The sequence below is a fragment of the Paenibacillus protaetiae genome, from assembly GCF_004135365.1.
In the GTDB taxonomy this organism is placed as follows: Bacteria; Bacillota; Bacilli; order Paenibacillales; family Paenibacillaceae; genus Paenibacillus_AP; species Paenibacillus_AP protaetiae.
Map to the genome: position 1 here is coordinate 1,263,320 of NZ_CP035492.1, position 14,882 is coordinate 1,278,201.

General features: G+C 53.0%; 15 protein-coding genes. 5 read left to right on the forward strand and 10 right to left on the reverse strand.

The annotated features are described in order from the left end of the window. Nucleotides 1-50: 50 nt before the first annotated feature. Genes ET464_RS05605 through ET464_RS05615 form a run of 3 tightly spaced genes read right to left on the reverse strand, consistent with a single transcriptional unit; the run spans nucleotide 51 to nucleotide 2,045 of the window. A complete protein-coding gene (locus ET464_RS05605) occupies nucleotides 51-725 on the reverse strand; it encodes a polymer-forming cytoskeletal protein (protein ID WP_129438986.1) in 675 nt (224 codons plus the stop codon). Further along, a complete protein-coding gene (locus ET464_RS05610) occupies nucleotides 725-1,405 on the reverse strand; it encodes a bactofilin family protein (RefSeq protein ID WP_129438988.1) in 681 nt (226 codons plus the stop codon). Before ET464_RS05610 ends, ET464_RS05605 begins: the two co-directional genes overlap by 1 nt. A gap of 16 nt (nucleotides 1,406-1,421) precedes the next feature. Continuing rightward, entirely contained in the window at nucleotides 1,422-2,045 is a 624-nt protein-coding gene (locus tag ET464_RS05615; protein WP_129438990.1) for a YhbD family protein, read from the reverse strand. A 135-nt stretch (nucleotides 2,046-2,180) separates the two neighbouring features. Here ET464_RS05615 and shc point away from each other — a divergent pair, with 135 nt between their 5' ends. After that, entirely contained in the window at nucleotides 2,181-4,094 is a 1,914-nt protein-coding gene (gene shc, locus ET464_RS05620; protein ID WP_129438992.1) for a squalene--hopene cyclase, read from the forward strand. A gap of 212 nt (nucleotides 4,095-4,306) precedes the next feature. On the opposite strand, the gene ET464_RS05625 is transcribed toward shc, so the two are convergent. Beyond that, the gene (locus ET464_RS05625) at nucleotides 4,307-4,900 is read right to left on the reverse strand and encodes a YitT family protein (protein ID WP_129438994.1); all 594 of its coding nucleotides are present in this window, start codon (nucleotides 4,898-4,900) and stop codon (nucleotides 4,307-4,309) included. Between the two features lie 214 nt (nucleotides 4,901-5,114). Between ET464_RS05625 and ET464_RS05630 the strand changes: the two genes are divergently transcribed. After that, nucleotides 5,115-5,963, forward strand: a complete 849-nt coding sequence (locus ET464_RS05630; RefSeq protein WP_129438996.1) for a sugar phosphate isomerase/epimerase family protein — start codon at nucleotides 5,115-5,117, stop codon at nucleotides 5,961-5,963. A 230-nt stretch (nucleotides 5,964-6,193) separates the two neighbouring features. Here the strand turns inward: ET464_RS05630 and ET464_RS05635 are convergent, their stop codons facing one another. The 6 genes from ET464_RS05635 to ET464_RS05660 form a co-directional block, all read right to left on the reverse strand. Next, complete coding sequence (locus tag ET464_RS05635) at nucleotides 6,194-6,643, reverse strand: hypothetical protein (protein ID WP_129438998.1); 450 nt, start codon at nucleotides 6,641-6,643, stop codon at nucleotides 6,194-6,196. Next, on the reverse strand, nucleotides 6,556-7,932 hold the full coding sequence (locus tag ET464_RS05640) for an RNA polymerase sigma factor (RefSeq protein WP_129439000.1): 1,377 nt from the start codon (nucleotides 7,930-7,932) through the stop codon (nucleotides 6,556-6,558). Before ET464_RS05640 ends, ET464_RS05635 begins: the two co-directional genes overlap by 88 nt. A 159-nt stretch (nucleotides 7,933-8,091) precedes the next feature. Continuing rightward, nucleotides 8,092-8,652, reverse strand: a complete 561-nt coding sequence (locus tag ET464_RS05645; RefSeq protein WP_129439001.1) for an SLOG family protein — start codon at nucleotides 8,650-8,652, stop codon at nucleotides 8,092-8,094. A 30-nt stretch (nucleotides 8,653-8,682) separates the two neighbouring features. After that, nucleotides 8,683-9,609 carry a phosphotransferase family protein gene (locus ET464_RS05650; protein WP_165279918.1) on the reverse strand — a complete coding sequence of 309 codons (927 nt, stop codon included), beginning with the start codon at nucleotides 9,607-9,609 and terminating at the stop codon, nucleotides 8,683-8,685. Nucleotides 9,610-9,914: 305 nt separating this feature from the next. Beyond that, a complete protein-coding gene (locus ET464_RS05655) occupies nucleotides 9,915-10,484 on the reverse strand; it encodes a GNAT family N-acetyltransferase (protein WP_129439005.1) in 570 nt (189 codons plus the stop codon). An 8-nt stretch (nucleotides 10,485-10,492) separates the two neighbouring features. Beyond that, on the reverse strand, nucleotides 10,493-11,497 hold the full coding sequence (locus ET464_RS05660; protein WP_129439007.1) for a GNAT family N-acetyltransferase: 1,005 nt from the start codon (nucleotides 11,495-11,497) through the stop codon (nucleotides 10,493-10,495). A gap of 235 nt (nucleotides 11,498-11,732) precedes the next feature. Here ET464_RS05660 and ET464_RS05665 point away from each other — a divergent pair, with 235 nt between their 5' ends. From ET464_RS05665 to ET464_RS05675, 3 genes are read left to right on the forward strand one after another with little or no spacing between them, the layout of a single operon-like run. Continuing rightward, the gene (locus ET464_RS05665; RefSeq protein ID WP_129439009.1) at nucleotides 11,733-12,530 is read left to right on the forward strand and encodes an SDR family NAD(P)-dependent oxidoreductase; all 798 of its coding nucleotides are present in this window, start codon (nucleotides 11,733-11,735) and stop codon (nucleotides 12,528-12,530) included. Continuing rightward, nucleotides 12,527-13,294, forward strand: coding sequence for an SDR family NAD(P)-dependent oxidoreductase (locus tag ET464_RS05670; protein ID WP_129439011.1), 768 nt, complete (start codon nucleotides 12,527-12,529; stop codon nucleotides 13,292-13,294). Before ET464_RS05665 ends, ET464_RS05670 begins: the two co-directional genes overlap by 4 nt. A gap of 24 nt (nucleotides 13,295-13,318) precedes the next feature. Next, nucleotides 13,319-14,713: a mandelate racemase/muconate lactonizing enzyme family protein gene (locus ET464_RS05675; protein ID WP_129444126.1), complete on the forward strand. Its 1,395-nt coding sequence runs from the start codon at nucleotides 13,319-13,321 to the stop codon at nucleotides 14,711-14,713. The last annotated feature ends 169 nt before the right edge of the window (nucleotides 14,714-14,882 follow it).

Below are 14,882 nucleotides of genomic sequence, written 5' to 3' on the forward strand. Positions count from 1 at the left end.
TAGACAGCCCCAAATACAGCTTTACCCTGTAAGCTACGCCACGCTATAAATTACAGACGAACTTGCTCCTTGACGACAGCCAGCCGGTGGATGACCGCATATTGGCGGTATTCCAGACGTTCGATCCGGCAGCCTGCTCCGATATGGACACGGTTCCCGCGCACAGCCCCGGCAGTGATATGGTCCAGGTGCAATTCGTCACCTTCAATTGTTTCGGCGGTCAGAACGGCAGGACCGGAGGATTGAAACATCGACTTTAATCTAGCCAACTTACTCCGCTTGACCGTGATCGCTCCGCCGCCAATTTCACCTGCACGGCTTGCGCCAAGGAGCCGGAAGTCCAATCGGTCTGCGCTGAGCAGTCCATCCACTTCAAGCCCGCCCTTCAGCTGAATGTTTCCCGCCTCACAGCTCCCTTTCACGCTTAACATGCCGGTCAAATGCACGGACTCTGCCTTTAAATGATGATCGGTTATGACCGAACCGGTCACCTTCATCACACGCGAATGCATCGAACCTCGCACGCGGTATTCCCCGGTTACTTTCGCTTGTTGAGCCGCCAAATTGCCGTCAAAACTTGCCGTGCCGGTGCATTTTAAAGAGTCGCATTCCGTATCGCCCATAATTTCAGCTTCGCCCAAAATGTTAATATGGCGGAAGCGTCCTCCATAAGAAGTCGTTTGGCCGACCAGCTTCATGTTATGCAGCTTTTCGTCTGATTTCATTACAGCTTCTTCTCCTCTCGAATAGCAGCGTCAGGGTCGATCTGCAGCTCGGTCCGATATTCCACTAATCCGATGCGGCAGCCCGGCCCAATAAATACCCGATCACCCCGAACAACCTCGGCATTGGTATAGGAAATCCTCACTTCATCTCCTTCGATATGCTGCGCTTCCAGTGAAGGCGTCCATTTGGGGACAGCGGCGCCAAGCAGCTTGCTCCATAACTCGCGTTTCGCCCGCTGCACTTCAATTTGTTCGCCGCCGATTTCTTTGATTTTGGACGGGCCTTGCATCATGATGCTGATTTGACCGCCGTTCAGCAGCCCTCCGATTTTTATTCCGCCTGTGGCCTCAAACTGCTCGGCCGAGCAATCGCCTTCTATAGAAATTGCGCCATTTATTTTGCAGCGGTCGGCATGGAGCGGGCCTTTGGCTTTCAACTGGCCTTCCAGCAACAGTTCTTGGCCGGCAATGCCGCCTTCAACTTTCAGCCTCCCGTTAAATTGCATAACGGCTGCTGTCAGCCCGCCCTGGATTGTCGCCACGCCATTTGAGATAAACCGGTCAGCTTCCACATCACCCGCTACTTTCCCGACACCGTCCAGCTCAACAGCGGAATAACGCCCGCCGCCTCCGTTCCAGATGCCTTGCATGCGCATATCCGGATATTTTGCCGTTTCCATCCTTAATCCCCTCCGTTTAGAACAATTTTCCTTTCAGCTGCTCAACCTCAGCCTGAATCGATATCCGTGCCACAAGCTTGGCGCCTTGATCCAAATAAAAACCGGAATCAGCCGGCAGCAGCGCAGCGATCGAAATGCCCATTTTGCGAATAAACAGCAAATCGCATGGATGATCCCCCCATTTGCGGTAATCGCGGCTCAGCATGTCCAGTACCATTTCACCTTCATCTGCGCTCATATCGCCCGTTTGAAGAAGGCGGTCGGCCAATCCAAAAAACAATATGCGATCAAACGGGTACACAACATCTTCGGCGTCTTTGGAAGCCCAATAACGGAGTGCTTCTTTCGAAACAATGTTACGTTCAATAAGCGCAGCTTTGCTTATTTCATAATCGTACGGCGTGGCGGAAAGCATCTCCGCAACTTCATCCAGCGAGAAATCTTCTTTGCGGTCAACAATCTTTTCGATTCGGGACAAAATGAGCTGCCGCGGAAAAAACGTTTCCTGGCCGGTAAATGTAGATTTGCGGATAAACCACTGCTCCGGAATGAGCTGCTTTCGTTTCCATCTGTACAACTGGCCGTAAGAGATGCCCGTCAGCTCCAGCAGATCTTTTTTTGATATCAAATCCTGTTCCATCGAATCTCCTCCACTTTCAATGTAACATAACATTGTTACGTTGTAAATGAGTCCAAATTTATCATTCTGCCTTCATTCCATTCATAGGCTAAATGAGAAGGTTGTTTAGTGTCAGAAGAAGGATGGGTGAACATAATGACGATCGATCACGAGCTGCGGGAAGGTATTGCGTGGATGTCCCGCAGGCTGCTTGCGCAGCAGCACAGCGACGGCAGCTGGCGGTTTCCGTTTGACAGCGGAACGTCGCCGGATGCGTACTTGCTCATTGTGCTGCGGACGCTTGAAATCGATAATGAGCCGCTGCTGCGCAAGCTCCATGACCGCTTGCGGTCTGCCCAGCAGCCGGATGGCTCATGGAAGGTGTACCCCGACGAGGAACAGGGTAATCTGGCGGCTACGGTAGACGCTTATTACGCTTTGTTGTACAGCGGCTTCAGCCATGCCGGGGATGAGCAGATGCAGCTGGCGAAGCAGTTTATTTCCGAACAAGGCGGCTTGCGGAAGGTCGACAGCGTGCTGACCAAAGCGTTCCTGGCCGCGACCGGCCAATATCCGTGGCCAGCCTCCTTAGTGCTTCCAATAGAAGTGCTGCTCTTTCCGAACCACTTCCCGGTTAACCTATATGACTTCTCCAGTTATGCCCGCGTTCATTTTATTCCGATTTTGCTTCTTGCCGACCGCCGTTTCTCCGTTACGACGCCCATCTCCCCCGATTTGTCGGAGCTTAGTGCAACCCGTTCGGAGCTGACATGGGAATGGCGGCCGTCCGGGGACGGCTCGCGCCCGATGGATACTTGGGTAGATTCGCTGAAGCAGGCGGCAGGCAGCCTCGCCGGCTATCCCGCACAGCTGCGCGAGGATGCGCGCCGGAAGGCCGAACGTTATATGCTGGACCGCATTGAACCGGACGGCACGTTGTACAGCTACGGTACAGCTACGCTGCTTATGATTTTGGCGCTGCTGTCCTTAGGCTACGACAAGCGCCATCCCGTTATTATGCATGCGGTTGACGGTCTTCTTCGAACGCTGGCCGTAACAGATGACGGCGCTTACACTTTTATGCAGAATACGCCTTCCGCCGTTTGGGACACCGCGCTGCTTTCCCATGCCCTGCAGGAAGCCGGGGTTCCAGCCGATCATCCGGCTATCCAAAATGCATCTGCCTACTTGCTGGGCAAACAGCAGTACAAACGGACGGATTGGGCCGTCCACAATCCGATTGATATTGCCGGCGGCTGGGGATTCTCCGATTCTAACACCCTTAATCCCGATGTTGATGATACAACGGCGGCGCTGCGGGCGATTCACCGGCTGGCAGCTAAAGATGAGCATCATACGGACGCCTGGAACCGCGGGCTTAACTGGATATTGTCCATGCAGAACAAAGACGGCGGCTGGGCGGCGTTCGAGAAGGATACAGACAAGGAGTGGCTGTCGTGGCTGCCAATTCATGGCGCCCGTGATGTCGCTACCGATCCGTCGACAGCCGATTTGACTGGTAGAACGCTGGAGTTTCTTGGTTCGGCGGGATTAAACCATGAAAGATTTGCTTGTATCCGCAGAGGCACGGAGTGGCTGATGCGCCATCAGGAAAAAGACGGCTCCTGGTACGGCAGATGGGGAATTTGTTACATTTACGGCACTTGGGCGGCTTTGACGGGACTGTCGGCGGCCGGTACGATTCCTCAGCATCCGTCCGTTCAACGCGCAGTCGGCTGGCTGCTTTCCATTCAAAATGAAGACGGCGGCTGGGGGGAATCCTGCTCCAGCGATGTGAAGCGCCATTATGTACCGCTTGGCGCCAGCATCCCGTCCCAGACGGCTTGGGCGCTTGATGCGCTGATTGCCGTTCATCCGCGCCCGACCTCCGCGATTGATAAAGGAATTCGGCTGCTGCTTGACATGGTGCGAAGCCCGCACGGATGGACGTCCCATTATCCGACAGGCGGCGGATTGCCGGGGCTGTTTTATTCCGATTACTACAGCTACAAGTCGATTTGGCCGCTGCTGGCACTGGCCCGTTATCAAAAAAAATATTTGCATTCTTAACTGGTTTTCAGGTCCGTTTAAGGTTTATATTACATAATAACGATGTTCAACTATTTCGACATGAACCACTTGAACGGCCCGCTGCCAGGCGGGCCAGCTTTTTTTCTCGCAACCCCGATCTGAATTCCGCATCGCTTAATCCTATCGCTTGTTCCAGCAAAGTCCTGAACGTATTCCCTGCTGATCCCATCGCCCGATAATGGCTGCCGTTGTCAGTGGCTATTACCCGATCGAAACGTGCATAAGCTGGTAGCGATTCCGCCTGCCGTAATCGTCAGCAGCGACAGCAGCAGCGTTCCTTCCGGCAGCAGCATGCTGCCTGCGCAAACAATTAACAGGTCTGTAAGCAATACAAGCACGCCGACATTCACATGCACATAACGGGCCAGTATGTGAGCCAGCAAATCAGTTCCGCCCGTAGACGTATCGAACCGGATCATAACGCCAATGCCGGTTCCGATCATAAAACCGCCAAGTACCGCTCTTGTAAACGGTGTCCATTCAAAATAATAAAGAAAATGATATTGGTACGGCGCCAATATATCAATCATGTAACTGGAAAGAAGCAACCCGTTAATGCTGTTATAGAGCAGAGGGCGGCTTTTGTACCACGCCAGTGCAAAGATCGGCAGGCTGCACAATAACATAACTAACCCTACTTTTACTTTGAACAAATAATTGACAACGAGCGCAATTCCGATTAGCCCCCCATCCAATATGCGCAGCGGAGTTAAAAAGAAATTGATGCCAACCGAAATTAACGTGCTCCCGGCGATTACCGCCGCTACTTTTCGAAATGAAAACATGACGATGGCCCTCCTGCCCCTATCCTGTTTCCAGTATATGTTCGCAAATGCTCATACTTGTCCCTCACAAGCGATGAATGAATGAGGAACATCCGAGTCTTCTCCGGGATAACAAATCCGATGATAAACACCACAAAGATGAGCAATGGCAAACAGGGGCTTTACTGATATGCTGGAGGAAACAACTAACCGAACAGGAAAGGCGGTACGATCCATGTCTTATTTATCCGTCAGTACTTGGAGTCTGCACCGGCTGCTGGGGCCTCTCCGCTGGACGCTCTGGGACGAGGAAGCCGGAATCCTCCGCACGCATGAAGAGCAGCAGCCAGAGGTTCATTCCCTTCTGGAGCTTCCTTCCGAAGCGGCAGCAAGAGGTTATAACGCCGTTGAAATTTGCCATTTTCATTTTCCGTGTACGGATGAAGCTTATTTGCTGGAGCTTCGCAGCTCATTTGCAGCTGCCGGCATTTCGTTCGATACGCTGCTGCTTGACTACGGCGACTTAACGTCTGAAGACAGCCGCCGCGTTGAGGCCGATCTTCAGTTGATGAAGCATTGGATCGATTCGGCGTCCGTATGCGGCGCCAAGCAAATCCGGATTGTAGCAGGCGAAGCGCAGCCGGCGGATGAAGAGGCAATCGCGAGATCTGCCAAGCTGCTTGCAGAGCTGCAGGCTTATGCCGCTCCACAAGGCGTGCGGGTCATCACGGAAAACTTCAAGCCGCTTACTTCTACAGGAGACAGCAGCATGAAGCTGCTGGCGCAAGCCGATGAAGGCGTCGGCTTTATTACCGATTTTGGCAATTTTAAAGGTTCCGCCAAATACGGCGAAATTCAGATGACTGTTCCGCGCAGCGTATCGGTTCATGTTAAACCGTCTTATGACGACAGCGGTTATCCGGACAGCGATGAGCTGAACCTATGCCTGCAGGCGGTGGAAAAAGCCGGATTTAACGGCGCTTATGTGCTTATTTACGATGGACCGGGCGACATGTGGGCCGGCTTGGAGCGCGTCAAGCAGCTCGTGAAGCCGTACGTGGAAGCAGGAGCCTCGCACGTATAAACCAATTGCCGAATCGCCGCTTTACGGCACATGTCCGGTGGAAGTTTCAATAAACCGATGGCGCAGGCGAAGAGCGGCGAGCGAGCGGCACATCCCTATCGAATAGCAACAAAAGGACTGCCCCGATGGGGCAGTCCTTTTGTTGCTGCGTACATCAGCCGCAAGGGGCAGCCTGCCTCGTCCCGGCACACCATCCGCCGGCGGCAAATCCGCCGCTGATTCGAGAGGAGTTAGGACAGTATTCGGTGAAGCTGCTCCAGCAGCGCAAACGCTTCGGTCTCCAGCTTATACGCTTGCTGCAAAGCGGCAATGGCTGCATTGGCTTCTGCTGCTGCATGCGGATCTCCGCCCGCCGGGAACGGAAACCTTGTTGTCAGCGTCTTCAGCTGCTCCGCCGTTTCCCCATACAACGCCGCCGCCTCCCGGCATATCGCGCGGACTTCGGAATCCGCATCCGCATCTGCATCTTGCCCGCTTTCCCAGCTTTCCGCCAGTTCACTCAGGAATAGGGAGGCATACATTCTTGCTTCCTGAATAACAGCCGCATTATAGGCGTTGCCGTTAGGTTCGATTTGTCCGCCCCGGAACGCATCTATCCATGTTTCATAGGCGGCAAGCCCGTGAACAATCGTACCGTTTGGCGCCTCGACGCCGTTATAATGACGGATGATTTGCTCCAATGCAGAGCGGAGTCTATCCTTCGGTTCCCGCCCGTTTCGATCAGCGATCGACAACACAAACAGATCCTCCAGAAATCCCCGTCCCAAATGATCGTAAGGAATCGTATCCCATTTGCCGCATTCGTGCGCGTACAGCTGCCGCTCATGGTCGTCATAACCGTAAATAACGCCAAACTCCGGTATAAACAAATCCCAGGACAACACCGGGTATCCCGGTCAATCGCATAATGGATCAGCTCCAGCGCTTGCGGCAGCTCTTCCTGCTGCTGCCGTTTCTCTTTAGCGGATGGCGTCAGCAAATACGGATCAGCCAGGCTGGCGTTTGGTCCAATTACAGGCTTGAGTGCGGAAACCACGTTTGCTTGATAGCCAAGCTGGCTGAGCCCTCTTGTCAATACATCTTTGAAGCTATAGCTCGTTGGCCCCGCGATATGAACGTCACCTTGGCTAATGCTGATGCGAAACGCAAGCGACGTATAACCCATAACAGCAGGCAAAGAAAAGGCAGATTCCTTGTAATTCACGAGAGCATACAGCGCAGCCCCTGCGGAAGTCCATGCGCATTGCCCCAATATGTCTTTCTTATCCAGCAACTTTGTTTTCATTCCGGTCCAGTCCTTCCTCATATTCATATATTGGTCGACCAACAGGCGGGCTTTCTCCGCGGCAACCTTCTTCCTTGAACGGGAGATCAGCTGATAGACGTTCGACGTGGTCAGCTGGAACAGACCGGCAATTTGTTGGGGCGACAGCTGCTCGAAAAAATACGCCTCGAACACCTTTTTTTCTCGGCCATTCAGACAGCGCATCATCGCTTCAATCAATTCGAGCAGCTCTGCCCGCGCCAGCTTCCGCTCCGGTTCCAGTTCGTCAGCCGGCCTTACAGCCTGCTTCGATAATTTCCGCAATAAGGATTCCATATCGCCCCAGTCCTCTTGCTTCTCTTCCTGTGCGGCTGCCGTAAGTCCGGTAAACGGCTGCTCATGCTTTAGCGGCCTGCTGTTTAGTTTCGTATAGGCCTGATTGCGGACAATTTGGCGCAGCCAAGGGAGAAAACGTCCCATGTCGGCCAGCGTGCCCATATGCAAGAAGGCTTTAATAAGCGCATCCTGCACAATATCCTCCGCTAAATACGGCTCGCGTGTAATTGCTCTGGCATAACCGTACATTTGACCGCGATGCCGCCGGACCAGTTCCCCAAATGCTTCCCGGTCTCCCGTCTTGGCCAGCGCTGCCAGAACGTCATCTTCCAATTGCTCCATCCGGCCGCGCCGCTCCTCTTCCATCATTAGCCGCTGCCCTCCTTTTTAAGTTCGCCTGTATGATAGACTCCGCACCGGATTCATTTCTGACAAATCGGCCAAAAAAATTGTCCCTTAATCATTTTCAATGATTTGGGGGACAATTCCTGTTCTTTATTCTCCTTTATTCGTACAGCCGCAATCCGTTTACGCCCACTCTTCGCCGTGCATGCCCTCATTTGCTATATCTTGAACATCCTCTGCCGTAATGCCGATATAGCCGTATCCTTCTTCCACATGTTTTTTCCAGGCACGCTGCTTCATATATTTAGGGCTTGCTTCACCCGAGTCCTCATCGTAAAACAATAAAATTCCGTCTGTTTTGCGGAACAGCAGCTCATCTCTTGCCTTCAGCTGCCAGACGCCGTTATACGGCTGCTTGCTGACGATGCCGTAATAATCGGCCTGGCGGACTATCTCGCGGTAATACTGCTGCTTATCTTCCTTCCACCGGGCCTCCTGCCCTTCGTAAGCGGCAAGAATAGAAAGCTTTAAATCCGGGTAGTGCCGTTTCATGGCAATAACTACTTCACACGCCCACAGATCAGCGCCGTATTGTCCCGGTGTAATAACCCACTCCAGCCCATTTTCCGCCAGCGGCAGCAGCCGTGCTTCAATCGCTTTTTTAATAAACGGTATTCCTTTATGCTTTTGGTCGAAAATGCCCAGCTCATGCGCCCGGTAACCGGTCGCCAGTATATTTTTCACGTATGCCTTCCCCTGTTCTGCTTCTCCGCGTTATCCTTTCAAGCTTCTAATAATGCCGGCGGCGTATTCATCAAGCCTGTCCCGCACGATTTGATCGGTTAATCCGGCAACGCCAGCCGCGGTCCAGCCCTCATAGACGGAAGGCGGCCCGAATAAAATATCCGTCAAGGATACCAGATCCCAATAAGGTTCATATTGAAACAAATAACCGGCACATTGTGAATACGCAGCCAGCATCATATCTGCGGCGGCTTTCCCGTGAAGCTGCGCCAAGTTCAGGCGGCAATGCCCCAGATCGGCGCCGGCCGGGCCTCTGCACGCGTTAACCCAATCCACAACACCGCTGACCCGCTTATCTTGCCATAATACATTCCCGGGATGATAATCCCGATGAATAAATACCGGATCATAAACAGGCGGAGGCGTCTGTACAACCGCGATCACTTCATCCCAAATCCCCGGGTCCGATGACCAGGTTTGCTTACCAAGCCTGGACGCATCCATATATGAACGATAAGGCCATGGAAAATCCGCAGCCGATGTCTGATGAATAGCAGCCAGCGAATGCGCCATCCCCCAAATCCAGTCATCCAAATACTCCGGCTCCAGCACAACCTCGCCCTTCAGCTCCGTCATTAGCACAGTCGGCAAGCCGCATGCATGCCCCGTTTCGTCAAAGGCAAGCAGAGCAGGTGTTTTCACCGCCGTTTCTTCGGCGAGCCTCAGACTGGCAGCTTCATGCAGCGCCAAATCCGGCTCCTGCTTTAACCAGTCCGCTTGATCAAACTGCCTTAATATATAAGAAGATTTATCGTATCGGCCGCTGATTTCAATCCGGTAGACCGCGGATGATGTTCCGCCCTGCACACGATTCACGCTTGTCACATCCGCGTGCTGATCCGTATGCTGAATCACCCAGTCCAATACGCCATCTGATAACAGCCATGTGTTTCCCACTGCGGATAACCCCCTTCCAACGACCCGGTAAAATATCTCTATTGATCTATTTTACCATAGCCGGCGCAAAACAAAGAAACGGTATTCGGGGCATTTGCATAAACATTTACGTCCGGCAAACATATAGTTAATTATGTGTTGAATAAAACCGTCTATAATCAGGTTTGAAAGGAGGCCAGCCGAGAATATGTATTATGACGAAGATCGTGTTCCTTTTGAGGAACCGGACCCGGCAGTTCATGATAAAGAAATGAATGAAACAGAGCAGGCTGGTGAATAACCCTATGCCTGCTCTTTTTAATGGTTTAATTCATTTGCAGATGGACCCATTCCTGCTGATCCAGCCTGTACCGGTTATACATTTCGTTTTCGATGGCGATTTGGCCTTGTAAACGGAACCCGCACTTTTGGATGACTCGATTTGACGGCGTATTGTCCGGCAGCGCAATCGCGCTAATCGTTTCAGTGTCTGTATATTTAAATAAGTAGTTTATCATTCCTTGAGCAGCTTGGGTTGTGTACCCTTTGCTTCTATGAGCTCTGGAGATCGCATACATAATTTCCCGGCTCGGAGACGGCAATTCGTCTTTGATTCCGGTGCAGCACCACCCGATCCATTCGCCGGTTTCCTTCAAAATGATCCCCAAACGAAAGCGAAGCTGTCCGATGCTTTCCCCGTTCCAAACGGCTTGTAAAAACCGCTTGTTTTCCGGAATTTCGTACTGAAGCAGCCACTCTTTGCGCTGCTCCATCGAGACGTTCCAGCCGGGCAAATACGTGTAAATTTCAGGCTGCCAGGTAAGCGAATGAAAAGATTTCAAATCCGTTGCGAGAAACTCCCTTAACATAATATCTCTGCAATTAATAGTAAACATGGTGCCTCCTATTCAGAGCGCGCGCTGCCTTTCATTTCACCAAACTTGCCTGCCATCCGGTAAGTGCCGCGCAGCGCCTTGTAGCCCAGCCTGCGGTTCACGGATAAAATGGGGGCATTCGCGGAATCATTATCCGTCTTGATATAGGCCGCTTGATTGTTTACGGCCAGCCGCACCGCTTGTATTTTTAAATCCTGGGCAATTTTGCGGCCGCGGTACGGCCTGCTCACGCCCGTAAATTCATGGTACATCCCGTTCGTCTGCAGATTATGCAGTACATTCGTTACGCCTACAAACCTGTCGCCGTCTACTGCGACAATCACCCGCTCCGGCGCATAACCTTCTACCATCAGATGCCATTTGCGCCATTCTTCCAGCACCGGCACTTCACCCGTAAATCCGGGAATATCCACCAGCGTTTCTTTGTAAAGCTCATACAGTTTCTGTTCGCTTGCTCCATCCTGTTGCAATTCGGCGTAAGTGGCGTACCGAATATCGGGATTATATACATCCTGCTCCAGCCATTTCGGATCTGCCGCGCTTATCTCGAGCACGGACTGGAACGCATGCGTATCGATGTCAAGACCGGCGCGCCGCGCGAAACGAAGCGAATCCTCCTCATCGTCCCAGATCGTCGTCACGAACGTATCCGCGCCAAGAAGCGTCCCCCATTGCAGCGCATGCTCCAGCAATCTGCTGCCAATGCCCTGTTTGCGGAACGGTTCAGCGACTACAATCGTATGGTTGAGATGCCCCCTCTCCGTCCATGGTGCCCGCCAGCCCCAAACATAACCGGCAATAAGTCCATCTTCTGTGGCGGCAACGATTCGGGTCCGGTCATAGCCGGCAAGCCGGCCTTCCTCATCTCTGTACGTATGGCCAGTCGTATACAGCTTGCGGTCATCTTCTTCCAGCCTCTCCGAGGTCACCGGCTCCGACCAGTGTGTGTTAAGAAGCGCCGCCAAACCCTTATAATCTTCCGGCAGCCGCAGCTCCCGAAGTATAATCCCCATTGGTTCTCCCCCAGTCCTTCATTCAAACATACCTAATTATTCCATTGAATGACGCGCCAAGTATAGATAAAAAACGGCTCTATTTGTTTTTGCCTGCCTCCGGGCATATGCCATACGCCGGCGCTTTGAAAAAAAACAAACAAAATCATAAGTTTAACGTGTCGCGTAACCATCCGCCCGTTCATTATGATGGAAGAGGAATAATATCGCTTACAAGCACTGTTGGAGGTGATTTATGACACGTCAGGCTCAAGTTGTACTTATAACGGATGCAGACAGTCCTTCCGGCAAAGCGTTCATTCAGGCGTTCTCCGCTGCAGGGGCCAAGCTGGCTCTGAACAGCCCGTCCAAAGGGGCGGCGATTGGGCAGGAGCTGGACGCTGCCCGCTCATTCGGTATCGGACTGTTCATTGGATCAGCCGATTTGACCGACAGCGTCCAGGCCAATATGCTGCTGGAGGAAGCGGAGCAGGAACTGGGTCCGTTGGACGTCCTCATCCATAACGATGATGCCTATATGCCCGCGCTTATCGAAACTTGCGAGGAGCAGACTTTTCTTGCCGTCATGGATGCCAACGCCAAAACCGCTTTTGTATGCACGCAGCAAGCCGGCAGACGGATGGCGGAGCGGGAATCCGGCTGTATTCTGTATTTGACCTCTATCCATGCCGAAAAGCCGACGGGCTCTTCGTTTGCGTACAGCTCCTCCAAAGGAGCCGTCAAAATGTTATCCAAGGAAGCCGCGTTATATTGGGGCCGCAGCGGCATTCGCGTCAATACGATCGAGATGGGACCGGTCGAAGGCGCCTCCTCCCGTTTTCCAAGCACAATGACTACGCTATACGACAACTACGAATATAAAGTGCCCAGCGGAAAGGCAGGCCGTTGCGAGGATGCGGCCAAGCTCGCTTTATTTCTATGCTCGGAAGAGGCGGGATACGTGAACGGAGCCGATATCCGGCTGGACGGCGGCTTCCTGCTGCACTACATGGATCATAAAATGAAACGTCCAAGGCCGGGTGATCGCCAATGAGCTTAACCGGAAAAACAGCGCTTGTAACCGGAGCCGGAACAGGCATCGGCAAAGGTATTGCGCTTGAGATGGCCAGACGCGGCGCTAAAGTAGCCGTTCATTATAACCAAAGCGAAGCCGGCGCGCTTGCCACCAAACAAGCGATTGAAGCAGCTGGCGGCGAAGCGTTCACCGTACAGGCGGATGTTGCCGTGAAAGCGGACATCGACCGGATGACGGAAGAAGTGGCGGCAAAATACGGAGGCGTCGATATTCTCGTCAACAATGCCGCGCTTCAGCTGAACAAAGATTTGATGCAGCACGATCTCTCGACGTATGACCGGACGATGAACATTAATCTAAAAGGATATTGGCAGTGCATGCAGGCGGTGGTGCCTTATATGAAGGCTAACGGATTTGGCCGTATCATCCATATTGCCTCCGTCCATGCCAAACGGCCAACCGACTTTGACCCGGTATATGCGATGACCAAAGGCGGCATCCGGATGCTTGCCCGGGAGGCCGCCATCGAGCTTGCCCCGTACGGCATTACCGTAAACGCCATTGAGCCAGGCGCTGTGGATGTCGGCAAGCAAAAAAAGCCGCCGGACAGAACGCCGGAAGAGCAAGAGCAGCATCTCAAGCGGCTGCGCCTTAAATTTCCCGGCGGGCGGGTCGGTCTGCCGCATGATGTCGCCCTTCTCGCCTGCTTTATCGCTTCCAGCGAGAACGAATTTCTAAACGGCGCCGCCATCCGGCTGGACGGCGGGAGTATGCTGCTGTAACCGATTCATTAACACGAAGGAGTGATGCAAGTGGCGCATAAAGAAACGTTCGAACAAACGGTCGCCCATGTTTCAACCTATTCCAGCCCTTCCGAGCTCCGCATTACCGATATCCGGTTTACCGACGTCGTAGGCGGCCCGTTCCACAGCAGCCTGATCAAGGTATACACCAATCAGGGAATTGTCGGCTTCGGCGAAGTGCGTGACGGAGCGGATAAAGTATACGCCCAGCTGTTAAAAAGCAGGCTGCTTGGGGAAAACCCATGCCAGATCGACAAGCTGTTCCGCCGCATTAAGCAATTTGGCGGCCATGCCAGGCAAGGCGGCGGCGTAAGCGGCCTGGAAATTGCGCTTTGGGATATTGCCGGCAAAGCGTACGGCATCCCGATCTATCAGATGCTCGGCGGCAAATTCCGCGACCGGATCCGCATGTACTGCGACACGGATGTAAACGGCAAGGATACGGGCCTCGCCATGGGCAATGCACTCAAAAAACGGATGGAAGACGGCTTCACGTTCCTGAAAATGGATCTCGGCATCGGCCAAATCATCCACGAGCCGGGAACACTCAGCGCGCCGCTTGGTTTTCTGGAAGAAATGCGCGAGCTTTCGCAACAACGGTACGCTGCAGACAAAAGCCTGCTGACCGAGGAGCAAATCCGTTACAATGCCAACCGGCATTACGATATCTACAATATCCCTCACCCTTTTACCGGCATCCATGTCACCGAAAAAGGGCTGGATCTGCTCGAACAATATGTTGCCAATGTCCGCAGCGTCATCGGCTGCGAGGTGCCGCTTGCGATCGACCATTTTGGCCATATCGGACTGGAAGACTGTATCAAGCTGGGCAAACGGATCGATAAATACAATCTCGCCTGGATGGAAGATATGATTCCTTGGCAGTATACCGATCAATATGTGCGTCTCTCGCAATCCGTTACAACGCCGATATGTACAGGCGAAGATATTTATTTGAAGGAAAACTTCAAGCCGCTGCTGGAAGCCCGCGCCGTCTCCGTCATCCATCCCGACGTGCTCACAACGGGCGGCATCCTCGAAACGAAAAAAATCGGCGATATGGCGCAGGAATACGGTGTTGCGATGGCGATTCATATGGCGGAAAGCCCCATCGCCTGCCTCGCTGCCGCCCATGTCGCCGCAGCAACGGAAAACTTCCTGGCGCTCGAATATCACTCCTGCGAGGTGGATTGGTGGGACGATATGATTATCGCTTCGAAGCTGCCGAACAAACTGGTGCAAAATGGCTTCATTACGTTGTCCGACGCGCCGGGGCTAGGCATCGACGACCTGAACGATGAAGTGCTCGCCGAGCATTTGCATCCGCAAATTCCGGGGTTGTGGGAGTCCACCGACAACTGGAACCGCCATTATTCCAACGACCGTTTGTGGAGCTGAAGCCGCCGCCTTATTCGAAGCCATCCTGCTCCAGCCCTCCGTCCGTTCCTCTCCTGTCCGATCAAAACCTGCTTTCAGCCGCCGGGATCGCTTTGTCCCGCCTGCGGCAGAAAGCAGGCTTTTTTTTGCCGCTCCCTCTTCCCTTCTGGTAATATAGTTACCAATTAGA

Coding starts and splice junctions, on each gene's coding strand:
- ET464_RS05625 (WP_129438994.1), bottom strand. CDS start 4,900: ATGTTTTCATTTCGAAAAGTAGCGGCGGTAATCGCCGGGAGCACGTTA.
- ET464_RS05655 (WP_129439005.1), bottom strand. CDS start 10,484: ATGTTTACTATTAATTGCAGAGATATTATGTTAAGGGAGTTTCTCGCA.
- ET464_RS05670 (WP_129439011.1), top strand. CDS start 12,527: ATGAGCTTAACCGGAAAAACAGCGCTTGTAACCGGAGCCGGAACAGGC.
- shc (WP_129438992.1), top strand. CDS start 2,181: ATGACGATCGATCACGAGCTGCGGGAAGGTATTGCGTGGATGTCCCGC.
- ET464_RS05665 (WP_129439009.1), top strand. CDS start 11,733: ATGACACGTCAGGCTCAAGTTGTACTTATAACGGATGCAGACAGTCCT.
- ET464_RS05675 (WP_129444126.1), top strand. CDS start 13,319: ATGCAAGTGGCGCATAAAGAAACGTTCGAACAAACGGTCGCCCATGTT.
- ET464_RS05660 (WP_129439007.1), bottom strand. CDS start 11,497: ATGGGGATTATACTTCGGGAGCTGCGGCTGCCGGAAGATTATAAGGGT.
- ET464_RS05630 (WP_129438996.1), top strand. CDS start 5,115: ATGTCTTATTTATCCGTCAGTACTTGGAGTCTGCACCGGCTGCTGGGG.
- ET464_RS05610 (WP_129438988.1), bottom strand. CDS start 1,405: ATGGAAACGGCAAAATATCCGGATATGCGCATGCAAGGCATCTGGAAC.
- ET464_RS05640 (WP_129439000.1), bottom strand. CDS start 7,932: ATGATGGAAGAGGAGCGGCGCGGCCGGATGGAGCAATTGGAAGATGAC.
- ET464_RS05615 (WP_129438990.1), bottom strand. CDS start 2,045: ATGGAACAGGATTTGATATCAAAAAAAGATCTGCTGGAGCTGACGGGC.
- ET464_RS05605 (WP_129438986.1), bottom strand. CDS start 725: ATGAAATCAGACGAAAAGCTGCATAACATGAAGCTGGTCGGCCAAACG.